This window comes from Aminobacterium sp. UBA4908 (assembly GCF_002398115.1).
Lineage (GTDB): Bacteria > Synergistota > Synergistia > Synergistales > Aminobacteriaceae > Aminobacterium > Aminobacterium mobile.
In genome coordinates this window covers 65,763-86,306 of record NZ_DHCG01000007.1, presented here as the reverse complement: position 1 = coordinate 86,306, position 20,544 = coordinate 65,763, and the positions used below count along the sequence as shown (strand labels likewise).

The window sequence follows — 20,544 nt, the reverse complement described above, 5'->3', positions numbered from 1 at the left end:
GGAAATGCCCCCTTCTTCTCTACGCTTTAGCTTGTGGTTTTGAAAATTTATCTTTTAAAACGCTTAAAGAGATAACAAATATAAGGATTCCTCCCCACAAAGCTATAGCTAAGTGAGCACTCATGCCCAACAAATTTAATCCGCTGGATATAACCTGTAAAACCACGAGAGCTATCACAAGCCCCGCAACTTTCCCAAAACCTCCATCTGGATTGATACCTCCAAGGACAGAAGCCAATACTGTTACAAGGAGATAGGAGCTACCGTATCCCGCTCGAGCCGAATTAAAACGGGAAATCATTATAAGAGCTGCAATGCCACACAATATACCTGAAAGGATATAAACCTTTACAAGGACTTTTTTTACTTCTATTCCAGAAAAATCTGTAGCTTTAATATTTGAACCTATCATATACACACCCACGCCAAAAGGTGTTTTCTCGAGAAATATAGACACGACTATCGCACAAAAGGCAAAGATAAAAAGAGGAACAGGAATACCTGCGATAGTTCCATTTCCAATGAAAAGAATCGGAGCGGGGAACCCAGAAATAACAGATCCTTTGGTGATCAAAACGCTTAGTCCCTCTACGACAGTCATGGTCCCTAATGTGGCCAAAATAGCAGATACCCCTATATAAGAGACAACAAATCCATTAATAGCTCCTACTATAAAGGACACGAAAAGAGCCGCACTAAAAGCAAGCAAAATAACGAAGACCATACCACTGGCAGATATACCTTCATGGAGCATAGAGGTGAGTATATACGCTGCCGATATTCCCGCTACATTCGCCGTAGCAATAATAGATAAGTTAATACCGCCACTCACCATAGTTATCATCATGGCTATAGCAAGAATGCCTAATTCCGGGAGCTGAAAGGCCATAGACTGAAGATTTGCCATACTAAAAAATTGGCCATGAAGAACTAGAGAAAAGCCACTTACCAGCACGATGAGAAGCAAAAGTAAATTACGAAGTAAAGGATCACGCTTCCACATCAATATCCGCTCCCTTCCGCTCCTTGTTTTTGCTGTTCCAAGCGGTAACACTAACACTGATTAGAATCACAAAACCGATGACAATTTGATGCCAATAGGATGAAACCCCCAGGAGCGTCAATCCATTGGAAAGCACCGCAATTAAAGCTACACCCAGAAAGGTCCCTAGCAAAGACCCTGCACCACCTGCTAAATTAGCTCCCCCCAGAACAACAGCTGCCAGAACTTCCAGCTCTCGCCCCACAATAGAGTTCGGTGCTACTGTTTGAACTACCTGAGCCTGGATAATAGCAGCCCAGGCCGCTACCAAACCCATATAACAATAAACAAAAACATGGATACCTAATATATTGAACCCCATGCGTTTGGCAGCCTCCTGATGACCGCCCATAGCGTAAATTCCACGTCCTAAAACAGTTTTATTTAATAGAAATGCAGTAAAAGCAAAGGCTACTATAAGAGCCACTATTGGCATGGAAAGGCTATAAATATTCCCCGAACTACTTTGAAATCTGAAGAGTTCCCACCCATTCACAAACCACTCAGGAAAATCATACAGCCATTTACCCTTAGTAATAAAAATAAGCAATCCATAAAAAATATTAAGGGTAGAAATAGTGATAATAATGGCCGAAACCTTTAAATAGTGAACAAGCAGACCGTTAATCGCTCCCAAAGTTATACCAATGGCTCCAGCCATGGCAAAAGCAGTAAACCAGCTTCCACCATGTTTGATAATATACATAGCCACCACATATTGGGCCACTGTAGCTGTCGCCGTAAAAGAAATATCGATACCACCCGATATAAGGACAACAAGCAGACCGGTAGCCATAATGCCTACAAAAGAATAGCTCACGAGCAAATCAAACAGATTCTCGAGAGAAAAGAAATCTTCAGTAGCTACAGAAAGGAATGCCCCCATAAGAAACAACACTACGAGCAAATAAAATTCTCCACGTTTCATAAAGTTCAGTAGTTTAGTATTCATTGATCTTCTGGGTCAACTCCTTTTCTGTAATTTGAGCGGGAAAGCATTCTCCAACAATATGTCCTTTTCTCATGACCAAAACACGATGGCAATTATAAAGAACCTCCGGAACTTCATCTGATATTATAATGATCCCCATTCCCTGCAAGGCTAAATCTTTCACAACCTGATACAACCCATTCTTAGCAGCTATATCCACACCTACGGTAGGAGAGTCAAGAATTAGAATTCTGGGAGACGTAGCCAGCCACTTTGATAAAACTACCTTCTGCTGGTTGCCGCCAGACAAGGTTTTCACAGCTATGTCAGGAGTCGAGACCTTAATATTCAATTCGTTAACCCATTTTTTAAAACACGATGCTTTTTTCTCCCGGTCAATGAGATTTCCCTTCCCGAGAATCTGATCCATAATCGTTAAAATCATATTATTATCTGCCGGCTGATCAAGAATAAGCCCCAAAGAAAGCCTATCTTCCGACACATACCCTATGCCAGCTGCAATAGCATCTCTTTTATTAGATAGAGAAACCGGCCTCCCATCAAGACGAATCTCTCCGCTATCTGGAGGATTAGCCCCAAAAAGCGAGAGAGCCAATTCGGTGCGCCCGGATCCTAAAAGACCTGTAATCCCCAGAATCTCCCCTTCATGAAGAGAAAAAGAGATATCTTTATAGTTCTTTTCCTTGCAGAGGTTTTCTACCTCTAAAATAACCTCTTCCTTATTATATGGAGAGCAATTCACCTCATATTTAAACTGCTGACCTGTCATTAAAAACGCCAGTTTATGATCATCTAATTCTGAGGCTTCATAGACCCCGACTTTCTCTCCATCTCGAAGAACTGTCACTCGTTGGGCTATCTCCATAATTTCGTCGAGCCGGTGGCTTACAAATAATATCGTGATTTTTCGAGATTGAAGATCCCGAACTACCCGAAAGAGAGCATCAACTTCATTCCGCGTAAGGGAAGCTGTCGGTTCATCCATAATGACAAGCCTCGCCTCATTGGCTATAGCCCGACAAATAGCCACTAACTGTCGATCTGCTATGGAGAGCTCTCCTACCGTTTTCTCTAATGGAAGAGAGATTCCTATTTTATTCATCGCCGCTTCAGAACGCTGTATCAAATTCTTCCGGTCTACAAACATGCGGCCTTTCTCTAAATATTGGCCAATACCAATATTCTCCGCTACAGATAAATTAGGAAAAAGAGACAGGTCTTGATAAATAACCTGGATCCCCTTATTTATAGACTCCAAAGGAGTTAAATGGGAAAGAATCTCCCCATTAATATGAATTTCCGCTCCTTCTTCCGCCTGATATACCCCAGATATAATTTTAATAAGAGTGCTCTTACCTGACCCATTCCCTCCCACAAGGCAATGGATCTCCCCCTTATATAAATCGAAATCCACACCTTTTAAGGCCTGAACTCCGCCAAAATTTTTACGAATATTTTTCAGCTCAAGGAATTTTTCTAGCTCCATCAACACCCATCAGTCCCCACTTACAAGATAAAGGTGCGGGTCGAACAAAGGCCCGCACCTTGTCTTTTATTATTCAGGCTAAAAACCGAGAGATTCGGCGTTCTCTGCCGTAATATCGAGAATTTTATCGAACTTAAGTACTTTGCCCTTCGTCTCTGGATCTTCAAAAAGCTGGATAGCTCCAAGATCTTTTATTTCCATGCCATCGGTAATGGTCTTACCCTGAAGAATTTCTCGAGCTACTGCCACCATAGCATATCCTGCATCTGCTGGATCCCAAAGGTAGCCGTGGGTAATATATCCTTCCTTAAGATATGGAGCAGCATGGCTCGGAATAACTGTTCCAACCACAGCAATCTGGCCTTTCATATCTTTCTTTTTAAGAGCCTGGGCGGCGCCGATGGGGCCAAGGCTTCCAAAACCAACGATACCCTTCAGGTTCGGATAGGTTTTTGTAAGCTCCATGGTCTTTTTGAAAGATTCCTCAACGCTCTCTCCACAAGGGATACGATCGGTAACGAGTTTCATTTCCGGATATTTAGCTTTTACATATTCAAGACCTACATTAGCCCAATAGTTGTGAAGAGGCACAGTCAAGCCACCTACAAAAAGAGCAAATTCTCCTTTGCCTCCCATAGCCTGGGCAAGAGTCTCGAAGTTTTCTTCTCCGAACTTTTTGCTGTCGATAAGCTCGATATCATAGTCGGCACCCTTCTGTTTGTCCGACTCGTGAGTTAAAACAATGATGCCTTTGGATCTGGCTTTCTCGAAGACAGGTTCAAGAGCCTTCGCATCATTGGGCACCACACAAATAGCGTCTACACCCTTGGCGATAAGGTCTTCTATAATTTTTACCTGCTGTGCCGGATCTGCATCGGAAGGTCCCTGCTGATAGGCCTTTACATCATCAAACTCTGCGTCAGCTTTTTTCACGCCTTCTTCCAAGCGGTTGAACCAAGGAATTCCATTAATTTTAACCACTACTGCAATTTCGTGCTCTTTAGCCAAAGCACAGCCTGTAAATACTAGAGCTAGAGCTAGAGCTAAAGCCATGATTCGTGTTACTCTTTTCATGCTATCCACACTCCTTTAGATTTTATGTAATTACTTGTTAAAGGGGGAAGTTCCCTTCCACCTCACAGCCTTTCCATAAAAACATTCAAAGCTTCTACCCAAAAAGACATGTTCCGAGGTTTATAAACTTTTAGATTCAAAGAATTTCGGACTATACGCCGTCCCTCTTCTAGACCGGATATTAGCCCTTGTGCCTTCAGCTGAGCTAGCATATTTCCCAGCGCAGTCGCTTCTATTGGTCCAGCTACAACAGTTTTACCAGAAGCATTCGCCGTAAATTGGCAAAGGAGTTCTGCCTGAGACCCTCCCCCCACAATATGCACTACATCTATAGCTGTCCCTAACGTTTTTTCTATGCCTTGGAGCACATAAGCATGGTTTAAAGCAAGACTTTCATATATGGAACGCGCCATTTCGGCCACGCCCTCTGGAGCATCCTCTCCCCTATCTAGAAAGAACCCCCTAATTTCATCTGGCATATTAAGTGGATTCATAAAGCGGGGATCGTCAGGATAAAAAATATGCTGTAACGGCTCCGCCATCTCCGCTGCTTCATGGATTTCACTATAGGAAAGCTCCTTCCCTTCCTCCTCCCAAATACGACGACACTCTTGAATAAGCCACAAGCCGCAAAGAATTTTATGGTAAAAAATCTTATTTCCCACGCTACACTCATTGGTAAAATTAGCATTCAAAGAGTGAGAACTTCGCTCTGGACTATCAAGCTCTCGCCCTAAAAGCGACCAGGTCCCGGCACTGATCACAGCCGAAGCAGACGTTTCCGTGGGTGCAGCAGAAAGAGCTGAAGCCGTATCATGTCCGCCAACTGCCACCACTGTCACCTCATTGCCCAATCCGGTTTCAGCTTGTACATAGGGAGATAGCGGCCCAATAATGGTTCCTGGAGATATTAAAGGGCACAAGAAATGGTGCGGAATCTCCAAGCACTCTAAAAGCCCTCGATCCCACGACCGCGTCGCTGGATCAAGAAACTGAGAGGTAGACGCTATTGTAATCTCGTTAAAATATTGGCCTGTAAGAAAATATGTAAATAAATCTGGAGGGAATAAGAGTTTTTCTGCCTGATTTAAAAGCCAAGGTCGGCTTTTCTTTTCGGCAAAAAGCTGCACAAGAGAGTTGAACTGAATGAACATAATACCTGTACGAGAATAAATTTCTTCCCGCGCAACATTTTGAAAAATTTCACTGTAAAGCCCTTCTGTCCTCGGATCTCGATAGTGATGTACTGGCGCCATAAGTTGTCCTGTTTTATCAACAAAAGCACAATCGACGCCCCAAGTATCTATACCTACAGTAAAGGGGGCTCCTTGCGCTAACTGTCCCGCATTTCTTAGAGCTACCAACATTTCATCATATATTCTTAAGATATCCCAATACCAAGAACCGTTGAGTCGAATAGGGCCATTAGGAAAAGAATGGATCACTTCAAAAGAGAGCTGGCCATCTTTGTAAGTTCCCCATAAAGCCCTTCCCGTCGAACTGCCGAAGTCAAAAGCAAGAAGGTGCGTCATATCCCCTTGTATCATTGGTCTATTGTTGTCCATACCCTGCAAACTTGCGAACGACCTCAGCCATTTCCTCATCTGGAAGAATCACTGGCTCTCCAATACACTTCGTTCGATAATAAATCTCAGACACCAACTCTATCTCCTCTGCAGTACCAAAAGCTCCGGGAAGAGTTGCGCCTACTGCAAGCAATCCGTGATTGGCCATAAGAACCGCATTATATTGTCCTATGGACTCTGCCACGTTATGAGCAAGTTCTGGAGTTCCATAGGTGGCATAAGACGCTAAAGGAACTTTATTTCCTGAAAATCCAATGAGATAATGAACAGCAGGAAGTTCCCATCTTAAACAAGCGATAGTTGTAGCAAAAACAGAGTGGGTATGCACAACGGCACAAACATCGCTCCTTTTATGATATAAAGCTAGATGCATAGCAGTTTCACTGGAAGGTTTTTTTACACCCTCTATAATATTCCCTTCAATATCCATCACCAAAACATCTTCTGGTTCCATCTCGAAGTAATCGATCCCGGTCGGGGTAATGGCTACTTCTCCACGGACTCTATCAAAAATACTAATATTGCCTCCTGTTCCTGTTGTCAACCTAGAAGTAACCATTTTTTGACAATATTCCACTATCGCTTCTCGTTCAGAACGAAGTCGCATTTTATATCCTCCCATCATTTCACTCTATAAACTATAAAAGAAGTATCACATAATCGTACACTAAAGATAGCCATAATATGCGACTATTGCAATGGCAAGACCAACGATTCCCGTATCTTATCAGCTGAGATATAGCCAAAATAATGGTCCTAAATGCGGAAATCGCATTTTTTAGAGGAAAGCATTGATGTTTGTGAAAAAAAGGAAGGTATTAACATGTCATTTCTTTATATTCCATTTTTAGAGCTATTAGAAGGTAATAATATCCTTTTTTCTGAGCATTTTCTATGGCTATTTCCATATTTTGCGGGGTTGCCCGACGAATTAGCCTTTGGAAAGACATGACATCCCTGCCATCAAGAGTTTTCCCATACTTCAGCCATGCATTCAGCAGGTCTCCGTGGTTATCTATAACGTCAAGAAGAGATTGAGACTGAAGTAAAATCTGGGTAAGGCTTTTTTCTTGAGGTTCTTTAAGAGGCAAACTGCCAGAAGAAGTAAGCCCTTCCTCAATAGGCACTACGAGGCGATATAAGGCTTGGAAACACTTCCGAGGAACAACATCTATACAAAAAGGTGGAGTTTGGACATGCAAGTGGCCAAAGTACCACCTCCGAAAAGAGAGACGAGAAACAATTGTATTGAGATAAATAGCTACAGGATCCCTGGGCACATGAGCAAGTTTCAGCTTTGCGCCGATATATTTCTTATGGCAAAGCTCTATTAATACTAGATTTGGGGCCATATGGGTAAAAACATAATCAACTTTCCATTGAACCTGATCTAAAGACTGCCACCCCCTCGCCATCTCTTCCTCTGAGGGAATTTCTCGTTCCCACCATGAAATACCAGGTCTCCGCATATTTTTATCGAGACTTAAAGCCCCTCCGAAGCAAAAACAGCGAAATCCCTCTATAGTGTATATATATCCTCGTTTTAGATGGAATATATTGTCAGATACAACTCCAACGGAATTTCCAAAGCGTTCTATTTCTGGAAGATGATCAAGACGTGTAAAGTTTTCGTGATTTCCATCAATAAATAAGGTATTCCATGGCATGGAAGAAAGCCAGGTAAGCCACTTTTGTTCTCGTTCCGTAAGGCAAGGATCGAATAAAAGGCCAAAATCACCCATAATTACAAGGTGATCTTCTGGGGTGAGATATTTCCCCACTGTATAATAAAAAGGCAATAGTTCATCTATCTCCACTGTTCCATGTTTATCGCCTGTTACATAAATAGACATGAGCCCTCCCTTAAGAATAGCGTAGATAAATAATATCATAAATAGTTAAACAAATTGTTTTCGCGTTTCATTGCTTTAGCTCGATAAAGAACAGCTTCTTGAAAAAGATGCCTTTAGAGAGGATCATTCAATTAAAAAAGGTGGATGCCCCTTACGGGACACCCACCCACCTTTATCCTTCAAGTTGTATTAAAGGGAACTCCTACAGAGGTCTAACGTTGCTAGCCTGTGGACCTTTCTGACCAGACTCAACATCGAAAGAAACCTTCTGCCCTTCGTCAAGAGTCTTAAAGCCATCAACCTGAATAGCACTAAAATGGACAAAATAATCTTTCCCATCTTCGCCGGTGATAAAACCATAGCCCTTGCTGCCGTTAAACCATTTTACTGTTCCTTGTGTCAAAATGTTGCCTCCTAAAAATGTTATTGTGCTGCTGTTATTTTGCAACTTAGTAAGTTTACAGGAGAAAATGATAATAGTCAAGAAAGTTTTTGAAATTTGTACGGACAAATCTCGTTAAGTTTCTATTTCGCTTTGCTACTCCTTTAAACCGAACGAAAGAAATGACAGCACACACTGATAATTCCCTGTTATTCATATCTCAGAGCATCTATAGGATTGAGCAAAGAGGCTTTGTAGGCTGGATAAAAACCAAAAAAAATACCCACACATCCAGAGAACCCAAAAGAAAGAATTATAGAAAGCACTGAAATATCAGTAGTCCATCCCAAGACTCTCGAAAAAAACTCAGCCCCTGCAACTCCCAGAACAATACCAACAACGCCTCCCAAAAGAGAGAGGATAAGAGCTTCCATAAGAAATTGAAGTCTAATATCCGCCTTTTTAGCTCCTATAGCCATCCGGATACCGATCTCCCGCGTTCGTTCCGTCACTGATACGAGCATAATATTCATAATGCCAATACCACCTACTAAGAGAGAAACTCCCGCTACAGCTGTAAGAAGCAGACTCATTACTCGAGTAGCACTCTTAGCGTTTTCCACCATTTGCGCTAAATTCCGAACCGTAAAATCGCTGTCTTCTCCCGGTTTAATGCGATGACGCTGCGCCAGAAGGCTTTCAATTTGCTCTTGCGCTCTATCTAAATGATATTCCGAAAGTGCTTTTACGGAAATTGAGGAAGTCATCCCCATCTTAGGGGGACTGATCATTCTTCTTTGAACTGTTGTAATAGGAACCAATATAATATCGTCTTCGTCACGCCCCATAGGACTTTCCCCAATCTTCGCCAAAACACCAATTACCATTACAGGTACACCTTTTAAACGTATTACCTTCCCCAAAGGATCTTCGCTGCCAAACAAATTTTCGACAATTGTTTCTCCGATAATACACACCTTCGTAGCACTTCGAATATCCTGTTCCACAAAGGTCCTGCCTGAAACCAAAGAAAGATCCCGCACAAAAAGGTAATCGGCCGTAGTTCCCGTAACCTGCCCAGGATAGTTTTCGTTACCATAAACAGCCTGAAGCGTGCCCCCGTAAGTAGGTGCAGAATAGGCAACTGCGCTACATTCTTCGCGGATAGCCTCCGCATCTTCCACTGTCAGTGTATATGCCGAATAACTTCGCACTCCACCTACTGACCTATCTGTACTGGGTCGCACTATAATCATGTTACTGCCAAGGCTAGAAAATCTGTCAGCTATCTCGCGGTTAGCGCCAGATCCTATAGCAAACATAATAATAACCGCCATAACCCCAATAACGATTCCCAACATGGTCAATGCCGATCTCGTTTTATTGGCACGAAGAGATCGAAAAGATATTTTTATAGTCTCATACAGACTTAACATGCAATCCTCACTTCTTCGTCTCTTATCATAATCCCATCTTTAAAAGTTATAATCCGCGTCCCGAAACGAGCCATATCCAATTCGTGAGTTACCTGAATAATCGTTTTGCCCGTCTCTTTATTCAACCGGACGAAAAGATCCATAACATCTTCGCCTGTTCTACTATCAAGATTGCCCGTGGGTTCGTCAGCAAGAATAAGAGGGGCATCATTAACTAATGCTCTCGCAATGGCGACTCGTTGCTGCTGGCCGCCAGAAAGCTGTTGAGGTTGATGACCGGCCCTTTCTTCTAACCCTACAATTTGGAGGGCATGGAGAGCCTGTTTGTGCCGAGCCTTCGCTGGTATGCCTCTGTATAGCATAGGAAGCTCTACATTCTCAAGCGCAGTCATTCGAGGCAGAAGGTTAAATCCCTGAAAAACAAAACCAATCGTGTTTTTACGAATTTCAGCCAATTGATCTTTATCTAAAGAGCTTACGTCAGTACCATTAAGAAAATAATGTCCTTCCGTTGGGATATCGAGACATCCTAAAATATTCATTAAAGTGGATTTCCCCGACCCCGAAGCTCCCATAATCGAAAGAAACTCTCCTTTTCTTACAGAAAAAGTCACGCCTCTCAAAGCCCAGACTTCCACTTCTCCCATGACATAAGATTTATGAATATTATCGACGCGGACCAGGCACAAAGGGAGACCCCCTTCCAGTCGTAGTCTCCTTGCCGAATACAACTCCCGTAACAATTTTCATACCTTCCTTTACTTCTCCTGAAATCTCGGTATCCATACCGTCTGAGATCCCTATAGTTATAGGAACTGGCTGGAAAGCTTTCCCATCATAGAGCCAAAGGTTTTTAGTGTAAGAATGAGGAGAAGAGGGTGCAGATGTATTGTGTACCTCTCCGTTAAAAACTCCCAATTCTGAATTTGGTTTAAAGCGGAGGGCAGCGTTAGAGATCTTCAATACACCAGACTTCTTAATTGTCTCTATTATCACGTTAGCTGTCATGCCAGGCATAAGTTTGAGTTCTGGATTCTGCACTTTAATAATGACCGTATATGTTACGATATTTCCTTCGGTGTTAGGAGCTAAACGAATTTCCTCCACGAAACCGTGGAACGTTACATCAGCATAAGCATCCACCGTAAACTGCACGCCTTGTCCTGCCTGAATTAAGCCAATGTCTGCTTCGTCTATATCTGCTTCTACCTTCATCTGTGTCAGGTCTTCCGCTATAGTAAAAAGAGTTGGAGCAGATTGGGTGGCATTCACTGTCTGCCCCACTTCCACTGCTCTGTCTATAACCACTCCGTTAATAGGAGACGCTATTTTCGCGTATCCCAAGCTAATTTTTTTGTGTTTTAAGCTCGCTTTAGTTTGCTCTACATTAGCTTGCGCCGCTTTTAGTTGAGCTATTGCTGTATCATATTCCGTCTGTGCTTCGTCGAGTTCGCTCTCCGCAATAAGATTTCGGGAAAAAAGTTCTTTTTTCCTATCCCTACTCTTTTTCGTATCTTTCACTGAAGTTTCTGCTTTCAAGACATTGGCCTGAGCTGCTAAAACGTCAGCCTCTGCTGACTCAACATTAGCCTGTAACAAAGACGGATCAATTTCAGCGATAAGCTGACCTTTTTTCACTGAAGAGTTAAAATCCACGTAGATAGCCTTAATAGTGCCCGTCACCTGCGTTCCTACATTCACCGTATTAACAGCCTCCACTCTGCCAGTAGCAGAAACAGTCTTCACAATTTCGCCTCTCACTATAGGTACAGTCTCTACAGTAAAAATTGGGGACGTACCTCTGCGAAAGAAAAAATAACTACCGATAAGAGCCATCACCACAAAAAAGGCCGCGAACTTTTTCATTCTAAAGAACCTCCAACTGCTTTTTCCAGGGCAGTCCAAGCTCGCCAATGATCATAAAGAGCTGCCCAATACTCCTTTCTAGCTTCCTTATATTTTTCAGTCGCGTCAGCCACTTCAATAGGAGATCCTACTCCTACTCTATATCTATTTTGAGCAATATCCAGGTTTTCCTCTGATTGAGACACCACTTTTTCTGCCACCTTCAAAACATCGAAAGAATCTGTGAATTCTAAATAAGATTGCTCTACCTCTTTCTGAACGTCAGAACGAAGAGATTCAACTTCTGATTCTGCTATCTCCAGCTCCACCTTTGCTTGTTTTATTTTTTCTGTCTGCAAGCCTCCGTCATAAAGGGGAAACTGCACGGTCATTCCCATAGACCAATTGTCATCCTCTGTAAAAGAGCTGCCGCCAACAGTATATTTCCCCGACGCTTTCAATTCAGGAGAGTTTTCTTTCGCCGCTAAACGAATATTTTGATATGCTGCCATACTATCTGTTTTTTTTGCCTGTAATTCTGGCCGGGACGAAAAAGCTCTTTTCTGTATTTCTTCTAGATTCAGAGACACCTCTTGCGTCGACACTATATCTTGCAGGGAATAATCTATAGGAGTAGTAATTCCCATGGCATTATCCAAAGCTGTTTTCGCCTTCTTAACGGCTGTCTTCGCTGTAATAACACCTAACTGAGCCTTACTCAAATCTACATCAGCAGTTGTAACATCATACTTAGAAACAGATCCGACTGAATAAAATCCCTGGGCCTGGTCTAAAAGCAACTGGTAAAGTCTCAATGTTTCCTCTGCTACCTCGACATTTTTTTGTGCTTCAAGAAGATCAAAATACGACTTTTTTACGTTATATACAATCAAAAGTTCCGTTTCCTTCAGAGTATAAAAAGCACTCTCTTTCTGAAGCGAAGAAACTTCTATTTCCACATCTGTCTTACCACCATCTGAAATAAGTTGTGATGCCTCAGCGCTACTCGAATAAATTTCTCTATCTCTGGTAGAAGAACTATCTTGCCGAGTATATCCAGTAGCAATATCTACTTGAGGCTTCAATTTTGATTTGACCTGGCCTATTCGACTATCAGCAACATATACTTTTCCTTGCGCACTTTTAAGATCGGGGTGGTGAGCAAGGGCCATAGTTACACACTTATTAAGATCCCAAATCTCCGCTACTGGTATTGCCTCTATTCCTTGAGCGAGACTTGCCCAACATAAAAATAGAAAAACAGAAGAAAAACAAAGACGTTTCTTCATCACTCTTCTCCTTCTAAATATATTTCCTGAAAGAACCCCTTTTGCAAAGCAAAAAAAGATAGAGAACGTTACAAACAGGTTATCTGGAATCACAAACACTATAATTTATACACGGAAAAAGAATCTTATGTATCAGGAAATATATGGAGATTTGAATAATATATTCAAAAGGGTCTCCCACAGAAATGGAGACCTTTTTTTCATTTAAGAACGAATCATCACTAATGCCATTTTGAAAGCTTCTACCGCTTTCAAAGCATGAGGAACATTGGCGGGCATAATAAGCCACTCCCCTTGAGCTACAAGTTGAGATACACCTCCAAGACTAATCTCTGCCTTCCCATTAAGGATTTGAACCAAAGCATCGTAAGGAGCTGTATGCTCACTCAGAGCCTGCCCTTTATCAAAAGCAAAAAGAGTTACAGTGCCGGTAGGATGATCAATAAGTGTACGGCTTACCACTGAGCCAACTTGAACTTCTACCATTTTTTCAGCCTCAAATTTTGTTCCCTTCTCGAATATTTTCTGACTCATCACTATCGCTCCTTTATGTATAAATTCGTTTATTTACACGGTTATTATGCTAGCATAAACCCTACTAAATTACTAATGATTATTTTGGGTCTTTTACAACTCTCCTTACATTTTTCTCAGCCTCTCCTCAAAAAAGAAATGCCTCTTTAATTACTTATAAAAAATATCTTTATCCCAAATCCTCTATATAAACTAGAAACAAGATATGAAAAGATATAATCTTTTCAGGATAACAATGAATATTCAATAAAAATAGCTCTTAACTATTTGTAATCAACAGAGTTACCCTAAATCTCCATTTTGCAAATACGAATTGTGTGCTATGCTGATTATTGAAAATATTTAATAAAAACCCTCGCTGGCGCCAGTACTTTTGAGAGGAAAAGGAGGCAGAGAAAAATGAAGATTCAGGTCATTGGGCGAATATGCCCAGATTGTGACAAGGTTTTCGAGATGACCAAACAGACTCTGACTACCCTTAATATTGTTAATGACATTGAGCGCGTAACAGAGACAAGGGAGATCATCAAACATTTTGGGATGGTGCATATCCCAGCCGTAGCTGTAGATGGGAAAGTACTTTTTTCTGGAGAGATTCCTAACGAGGAAAAAATGAAAAAGCTCTTCTCTCGATACAGAAACTGAATTAATAGAAACAAATAAACTTACCGTAACACCCCTTACAGAAAAAGTTTCGAAAGAGATGCCCTAGGGCATCTCTTTTTTTAATGAAGGCGAAAGATGCTCTTTTAGTTTTCTCTTATTTTTTAAAGTTTGTCAAAAAAGCCGTTATCATAATAGACAGAGAATAGGATATTATAAAAAATAGCTCTCAAGAAGAGGGCCTCAAAATATTAAAAGAGTAGGAAAGGAGTTTTTATAGTGTTTTCTACCTTCTTAATTCTTTCTGTTCTTCTTGGCATCTTAGTTCCTGTTCGTCGCGCTAGTGCCTGTAGCGGTCTTATATTAGGGAAAGATGTTTCCCCTACAGGGAAAGTTCTTGTTGCTCATAATGAAGACGATAGTGATCGTCTTTTAGTGCGACACGCCCTTGTCCCCCCAAGAGACCACAAGCCTGGAACAACTTTTACATGCGAAGAGGAATCTGCCCATATCCCACAAATACCCCATACTTTTGGTTTTTTCTGGAGTGAAGTCCGAGGTGAACGTGGCCTTTCAAATGCAGATATATTCTATAACGACCACGGTGTTGGTATTTTTAGTGACAGCTGTCGACATATACGATCTGATCATGAGCCCGATTGCATAGCTGGCGGGATTGGATATGGCCTCCGCCGCGCTTTAGCTGAACAAGCTTACAGTGCTGACCATGGCGTAATATTGGCCATGAAGCTATTAGAACAATATGGATACCGAGATTCAGGTAGATGCTATATTATTGCCGATGCTAACGAAGCATGGATGATACAAGTAGTTCATGGCCAACACTATTGTGCCGTACAAATACGAGACGATGAAGCCGCTTTCATCCCTAACCATTACACCATCCGTAAAGGCGATCTAAATAATAGAAAGTTTTATTGCTCAAAAGATCTTCTGAATTACGCCTCACAAAAAGGCTGGGTATCGCCCCATGTGTTAGAAGAAAAAGATTTTGATTTTGCGAAAGCGTTCCAAAACCCTAAACGGTGGCGTCATAAGTTCAATACATTTCGTCAACGTCATGCTCTTTCGATTCTCACTGGCAGGGAATGGGGGGTCAATGAAGAGCTCCCAATGACAGTGCACCCAGGTAAAAAAATAGAATTTGATAAAATCAAGGCTATTTTCCGTAGCCACTATGAAGGTACAGCTGATGATTTACGTATGGATTTTTCAGGCTTCTCTCCTCACTATACTCCCTTACGGCGGATCTGCACTGGAACAACAGTAGAAGGGATTATAGCCGCCTTTCATGAATATCCAGAGCTCACTTGTCTTTGGATTGCCCCCGGCCGTCCTTGTTCTCACCCTTATATTCCATTACATGGCGGCATTCTCTCTTTACCAGAAGGACTTTCCCCCATAAAAAGACCTATTCCTGCTCTGGAAGAGCATTGTCAACCGGATATGTCTCTCCTTGATATAGACTCAAAAAAATGGTGGAATATTACTCAACAACAAATAATTACAGACTTGCTTTATAAAGATATCCATCCCTCTTTACAAAATTGGATCTCTTTTTATGAAGACTCTCTTATGAAACAAGAGGAAGAAATACGCCAGAAAGCTGAAACTTTGATGCTCTCTGGAGAAAAAGAGGAGGCCAGAACGCTTCTTACCGCATGGGGGGAAACTATTTCGCGACAAACAGCAGAAAAGCTGGAAAAGTTTTTCGCCCCCTTTGCTCCCATCTCACTGCTAACAAGCGCCACAAATATATTTAAGGGAGATAGATCTACCGAGCTTGTTGTCCGTTTCAACTTAAAAGGTCGACACCCCGTAGAGAAATCAATTCTTATGGGACAGGGGGGGCTCAACCATACTTTATGGGCAACGCCTATAGACCAAAGTCTTCTGGAAGAGAATGGTCTCTGGACTCTTCGTTTCCGAGTCCGAGAGCTTACAGAAAAAGCACTTCCATGCCGCTCTGATTTTTGGCTTGCCGGACATGATATTGAGGGTAAAACCTTTATAGCCCGTACTATTATGCAAGTGTATCCACAGCGAGAAGATAACACGTTCCTCTATAACGCTAAATAACAAGCACCAGTTTTTACACAACTCGGGGACATAGCAAGGAGAGAATAAAATGGATTACATTTTAAAGCTCCGTTCTTTTTTAAAACCATATAAGAAACAATCTTTTATAGCTCTTCTTCTACTCGTATCTCTTGTTGTAATGGATCTTTTTATTCCTCGACTTATACAAAGAATCATTGATTACGGCATAACAGCTCGCAATCGTCAAATTGTAATTCATACGGCCTTGTTAATGGTCAGTCTCTCTGTTTTAGGTGCCTTCACCGCCATTGGGAACAACTTTTTTTCCATACAAGTTGGAGAAGGTGTAGCTCGAGATCTACGAGAACATCTCTTCTTCAAGATCCAAAACTATTCTTTCAGCGACCTCGACAAGCAAAAGACAGGAGAAATTATGGTGCGCCTTACCAGCGATGTAAACACAATAAAAGGTCTTGTACAAATGTCTTTACGTATAGGGACACGAGCACCGCTGCTCATGATTGGCAGTCTCATCCTTATGTTTAAAACAAGTCAAAAGCTGGCCTTCACCATTCTGCCCCTTCTTCTGCTTACATCAGGAGTTCTATTTTTTTTCATACTTAAAATAGAACCCCTTTTTCAATCTATACAACAAAAGCTAGACCGACTTAATACTGTTTTACAAGAAAACATCAGCGGAATACGGTTAGTCAAAGCTTTTGTGCGAGCTCATTCAGAAAGTCAACGATTTGAGGTCTGCAATGAAGCACTCTTCGATCAATCCGTTAAAGTTATGATGCTCATGTCTTACATGGCACCCATACTAACGCTTCTCGTAAACATCGGCATAGTAATAGTACTGTGGACTGGAGGGTTTCAGGCAGCTCAAGGAAATATAACCACAGGACAAATAGTGGCTTTCACGAATTACCTTCTCACTACCATGACCCCTCTTGTAATGATGACAATGCTATCGAATGTTTGGGCAAGCGGAATTATTTCAGCTCAGCGTATACAAGAAATCATGGAAACATCACCAGACACACGCAAGCGATTAGAAAAAATAGCACTGCCCCCTACAATTCAGGGGCATATTGTTTTTGAAGATGTTTCTTTCAGCTATAATAGCGACAACTCTAGGGAGTCAACCTTAAAAGGAATCAATTTTGAAGCTCTTCCAGGAGAAACAGTGGCTATTCTTGGCGCTACTGGATCTGGTAAATCCACTCTCGTCAACTTAATTCCAAGATTTTATGACGTTACTGCCGGTCGAATTTTAATTGATGGACTTGATATACAGACTATTCAACATAGCTCGTTGCTCGCCCATATAGGCATTGTTCCTCAAGAAATTATTCTCTTTTCAGGAACTGTACGAGATAACATCTATTACGGCTCGCCCCATGCTACTGATGAAGAGATAATTACTGCTGCCCACATAGCTCAAGTCCATGACTTTATTATGGGTCTCCCCCAAGGATACAATTCTTATATTGAGCAACGTGGCATGAACTTGTCTGGCGGCCAAAAACAACGTATCGCCATTGCTCGAGCCATTCTTCCTCGTCCTCAAATTCTAATCCTCGATGACAGCACCAGTGCAGTGGATATAGAAACTGAAACGAAAATACAGAACGCTATTAAAGTTTTTGCTGCAAAACAAACCATCTTTATAGTGGCTCAGCGCATCTCTACCGTATTAAATGCCGATAAAATAATAGTTTTAGATAACGGACATATAGTAGCAGAGGGGCCTCATAACAAATTGATACAGACAAACTCTATCTATCAAGAAATTTACATATCACAGCTTGGCGAAAAAAGTGGACAAGAAAGACAGGTATAATAAAGATGGCGCGTGAAAAGGATTCCCGCACTACTGGGAGAAATCAGATTCGAACGTACATGCTCCCTAGAGGAAGGCGGAATATCGGCAACATAGAAAAAGCTAAAAATCCGCACAATACACTACTTCGACTTTTTTTCTATTTCAACCGTTATAGAATCTCTGTAATATTTGTATGCACTCTTATAGTTCTTTACTCTATTTTAGGCCTCCTTGCCCCCTACCTTATGGGAGTTGCCATAGACCTCTACATTTCCCTTAAAACTACGAAAGGTTTAGTTAACATCGCTTCACTCATGCTCATCGTTTATGTATTAAATAACATATTTCAAGCTATTGCCAATAGAGTCACGAGCAATATTTCTCAAAAAGCTCTCAAACAAATGCGTAAGGATCTTTTTCAACATCTTCAATCTCTGCCTCTCAGTTTTTTTGACCAAACCCCTGCAGGAGACTTAATGAGTCGCCTCACAAATGACATTGATGCTATTAGCCAAGCCATATCTTTAAATATAACATCTCTGCTTGCCAGCATGTTATCAATGGCAGGCATTTTAATAGCCATGTTTATATTAGACACCAAATTAGCCTTGGCCTCCTTATTCGTGGTACCACTTATGTTTGGGTTCTCAGAATTTGTAGCTCGCTACACTCGAAAAGGATACCAACTGTTACAAAAAGACTTGGGTACTCTTAACAGCGTGATGGAAGAATCTATTAGCGGAGCTAAAGTAATCAAGGCTTTTCGCAAAGAAGGAGCCGTAACAGAAACGTTTCTACTCCATAACCAAAGGGTATATACGGCAGGAATTTACGCTAACACCTATGCCCTTTTATTGATGCCCCTAACAGGCGTGCTCGGAAATTTTTTTGTCATCATCCTTGTGAGCTTAGGGAGTTGGCTGGCATTAAAGGGACTTGCTACTGTAGGTTTGATCGCTACGTTCATCAATTATGGGCAAAACTTTATTCAGCCACTTCGCCAGGTATCGAACTTATACAATACTTTTCAGGCAGCTTTAGCTGGCGCAGAGAGAGTTTTCGAAATTATAGATATGGAACCAGAAGGTGAAGACAACGTTTGTACTGTTCCTGGGCAACCACTTCGTGGACATGTATGTTTCGACCACGTTTCTTTTGAGTATAAACCTGGGATACCAATCATTAAAAATCTTTCTTTTGAAACAAAAGCAGGAGAAACCGTAGCATTAGTAGGACCTACAGGAGCCGGAAAAACCACTATCACTAATCTCATCACTCGTTTTTATGAAATTAAAGAAGGGCGAATTACCATCGATAAGGTAGATATCCGCACTATACCCAAATCTTGCTTGCGGCAACAACTCGGCCTCGTACTACAAGAAACCTTTTTATTTTCCGATTCCGTTATGGAAAATATCCGTTTCGGGCGCTTAGACGCAACTGACGAAGAAGTAATAACTGCCGCAAAAATGGCTGAAGCAGATCATTTCATTGGCCTCTTGCCACAAGAATATCACACACTACTATCAGAACGAGGAAGCAACCTTAGCCAAGGACAACGTCAACTTCTCTCTATCGCTCGTGCTATCCTCGCCAATCCAAGAATTTTAATATTAGACGAAGCGACAAGCAACGTAGACACACGTACTGAAATTCGGATTCAAAACGCTCTTCTACATCTTATGGAAGGACGGACCAGTTTCGTAATCGCTCACCGTTTAAGTACAATCCGCAATGCTGACCAGGTTCTTGTAATAAACAAAGGAGAACTTGTTGAAAAAGGAACCCATGAAGAGTTATTACAACGTCAAGGATTTTATTACCATTTATATATAAGTCAGTTTAAAGGACACCTCATATGATGACGTAATATCGCTCTATTTTTTCAAAATACGCTTTAAGGAAATTTTCAGAAGGTTAGCTAAAAATTCCCAGTCTTCTTCAGAAATCTCTTCAACATTTTTTGCAAGGCTGCGTAAGTGGAGAACTATATCTGGATCATATGATGCCATGATTTTTAACAATACCTCAAAGTCCATAGCACTCTGTTTTTTCTCTTGATAAACACCTGAATCATTATCTAGACGAGCCATATAGATACCATATTTTTTTATAATTAAAGTTTTATCTTCTATAGATCCTCTACTTTCCTCTCTTTCTAAATACTCTAAGGTTTGCGGAGAAATGCCTAGAATACCTGCCGCTTCATACAAACTTAGCTCTAGATATTGCCGCATAGCCCGCAACATAAAACTATTCTCTTTTTCATAGCCATCAGCGCAATCTGTTTCACCCAAAAGATAAGAGGAAGTTGTTTGCAAAGCCTTTGCCACAGCAAATACCATCTCTGCGTTTGGGGAACGTTCTCCTCGTTCCCATCGAGAAATTGTTAGCTTCGTGACTCCAATAATCTCCGCTAACTCCTGCTGAGTTAAGCCTCTTTTGCGTCGAACTACTTTTATCCTGTGCCCGATCATCCCTATCTCCTCTTTAATAAAAAAGCCCTTATGGACTACTGTATCCATTGGAATAGATAACTCAATAATCTCTTTGGCTATAAAAATTATCATTTA

The 20,544-nt window shown here is 41.4% G+C and carries 18 protein-coding genes; 4 read left to right on the top strand and 14 right to left on the bottom strand.

What is annotated here, in order from left to right; genetic code table 11:
• Window positions 1-19: 19 nt before the first annotated feature.
• The 13 genes from B4J50_RS06870 to B4J50_RS06810 all read right to left on the bottom strand — a co-directional run bounded on the left by B4J50_RS06870 (window position 20) and on the right by B4J50_RS06810 (window position 13,479).
• Complete coding sequence (locus B4J50_RS06870; RefSeq protein ID WP_024822718.1) at window positions 20-1,003, bottom strand: ABC transporter permease; 984 nt, start codon at window positions 1,001-1,003, stop codon at window positions 20-22.
• On the bottom strand, window positions 990-1,994 hold the full coding sequence (locus tag B4J50_RS06865; protein ID WP_286846011.1) for an ABC transporter permease: 1,005 nt from the start codon (window positions 1,992-1,994) through the stop codon (window positions 990-992). Before B4J50_RS06865 ends, B4J50_RS06870 begins: the two co-directional genes overlap by 14 nt.
• Entirely contained in the window at window positions 1,984-3,480 is a 1,497-nt protein-coding gene (locus B4J50_RS06860) for a sugar ABC transporter ATP-binding protein (RefSeq protein ID WP_024822720.1), read from the bottom strand. Before B4J50_RS06860 ends, B4J50_RS06865 begins: the two co-directional genes overlap by 11 nt.
• Window positions 3,481-3,558: 78 nt before the next feature.
• The gene (locus B4J50_RS06855; RefSeq protein ID WP_024822721.1) at window positions 3,559-4,554 is read right to left on the bottom strand and encodes an autoinducer 2 ABC transporter substrate-binding protein; all 996 of its coding nucleotides are present in this window, start codon (window positions 4,552-4,554) and stop codon (window positions 3,559-3,561) included.
• Between the two features lie 62 nt (window positions 4,555-4,616).
• Window positions 4,617-6,119 carry a rhamnulokinase gene (locus tag B4J50_RS06850; RefSeq protein ID WP_286846015.1) on the bottom strand — a complete coding sequence of 501 codons (1,503 nt, stop codon included), beginning with the start codon at window positions 6,117-6,119 and terminating at the stop codon, window positions 4,617-4,619.
• Window positions 6,106-6,747, bottom strand: coding sequence for an L-fuculose-phosphate aldolase (locus B4J50_RS06845; RefSeq protein ID WP_024822723.1), 642 nt, complete (start codon window positions 6,745-6,747; stop codon window positions 6,106-6,108). Before B4J50_RS06845 ends, B4J50_RS06850 begins: the two co-directional genes overlap by 14 nt.
• Before the next feature lie 211 nt (window positions 6,748-6,958).
• The gene (locus B4J50_RS06840; RefSeq protein WP_286846017.1) at window positions 6,959-8,032 is read right to left on the bottom strand and encodes a metallophosphoesterase; all 1,074 of its coding nucleotides are present in this window, start codon (window positions 8,030-8,032) and stop codon (window positions 6,959-6,961) included.
• A 163-nt stretch (window positions 8,033-8,195) separates the two neighbouring features.
• Window positions 8,196-8,399 carry a cold-shock protein gene (locus tag B4J50_RS06835; protein WP_034327014.1) on the bottom strand — a complete coding sequence of 68 codons (204 nt, stop codon included), beginning with the start codon at window positions 8,397-8,399 and terminating at the stop codon, window positions 8,196-8,198.
• Between the two features lie 185 nt (window positions 8,400-8,584).
• Entirely contained in the window at window positions 8,585-9,811 is a 1,227-nt protein-coding gene (locus B4J50_RS06830) for an ABC transporter permease (RefSeq protein WP_286846020.1), read from the bottom strand.
• Window positions 9,805-10,500, bottom strand: coding sequence for an ABC transporter ATP-binding protein (locus tag B4J50_RS06825; protein WP_274532068.1), 696 nt, complete (start codon window positions 10,498-10,500; stop codon window positions 9,805-9,807). The genes B4J50_RS06830 and B4J50_RS06825 overlap by 7 nt, the downstream gene beginning before the upstream one ends.
• Window positions 10,478-11,677 (bottom strand): efflux RND transporter periplasmic adaptor subunit, encoded by a 1,200-nt coding sequence (locus B4J50_RS06820; protein WP_286846024.1) that lies wholly within the window; start codon window positions 11,675-11,677, stop codon window positions 10,478-10,480. Before B4J50_RS06820 ends, B4J50_RS06825 begins: the two co-directional genes overlap by 23 nt.
• Complete coding sequence (locus B4J50_RS06815; RefSeq protein WP_286846026.1) at window positions 11,674-12,945, bottom strand: TolC family protein; 1,272 nt, start codon at window positions 12,943-12,945, stop codon at window positions 11,674-11,676. The genes B4J50_RS06820 and B4J50_RS06815 overlap by 4 nt, the downstream gene beginning before the upstream one ends.
• Before the next feature lie 204 nt (window positions 12,946-13,149).
• Window positions 13,150-13,479 carry a cupin domain-containing protein gene (locus B4J50_RS06810; RefSeq protein ID WP_024822730.1) on the bottom strand — a complete coding sequence of 110 codons (330 nt, stop codon included), beginning with the start codon at window positions 13,477-13,479 and terminating at the stop codon, window positions 13,150-13,152.
• A 399-nt stretch (window positions 13,480-13,878) separates the two neighbouring features.
• On the opposite strand from B4J50_RS06810, the gene B4J50_RS06805 reads away from it, so the two are divergent.
• From B4J50_RS06805 to B4J50_RS06790, 4 genes are all read left to right on the top strand, one after another.
• On the top strand, window positions 13,879-14,124 hold the full coding sequence (locus B4J50_RS06805) for a thioredoxin family protein (protein WP_024822731.1): 246 nt from the start codon (window positions 13,879-13,881) through the stop codon (window positions 14,122-14,124).
• A gap of 237 nt (window positions 14,125-14,361) precedes the next feature.
• Window positions 14,362-16,182: a C69 family dipeptidase gene (locus B4J50_RS06800; RefSeq protein ID WP_286846029.1), complete on the top strand. Its 1,821-nt coding sequence runs from the start codon at window positions 14,362-14,364 to the stop codon at window positions 16,180-16,182.
• A gap of 49 nt (window positions 16,183-16,231) precedes the next feature.
• A complete protein-coding gene (locus B4J50_RS06795; protein WP_286954027.1) occupies window positions 16,232-17,989 on the top strand; it encodes an ABC transporter ATP-binding protein in 1,758 nt (585 codons plus the stop codon).
• A gap of 5 nt (window positions 17,990-17,994) precedes the next feature.
• Complete coding sequence (locus tag B4J50_RS06790; protein WP_286846032.1) at window positions 17,995-19,833, top strand: ABC transporter ATP-binding protein; 1,839 nt, start codon at window positions 17,995-17,997, stop codon at window positions 19,831-19,833.
• 15 nt (window positions 19,834-19,848) lie between these two features.
• Here B4J50_RS06790 and B4J50_RS06785 read toward each other — a convergent pair whose 3' ends face one another.
• Window positions 19,849-20,448 (bottom strand): helix-turn-helix domain-containing protein, encoded by a 600-nt coding sequence (locus B4J50_RS06785; protein WP_024822735.1) that lies wholly within the window; start codon window positions 20,446-20,448, stop codon window positions 19,849-19,851.
• Window positions 20,449-20,544 lie beyond the last annotated feature (96 nt).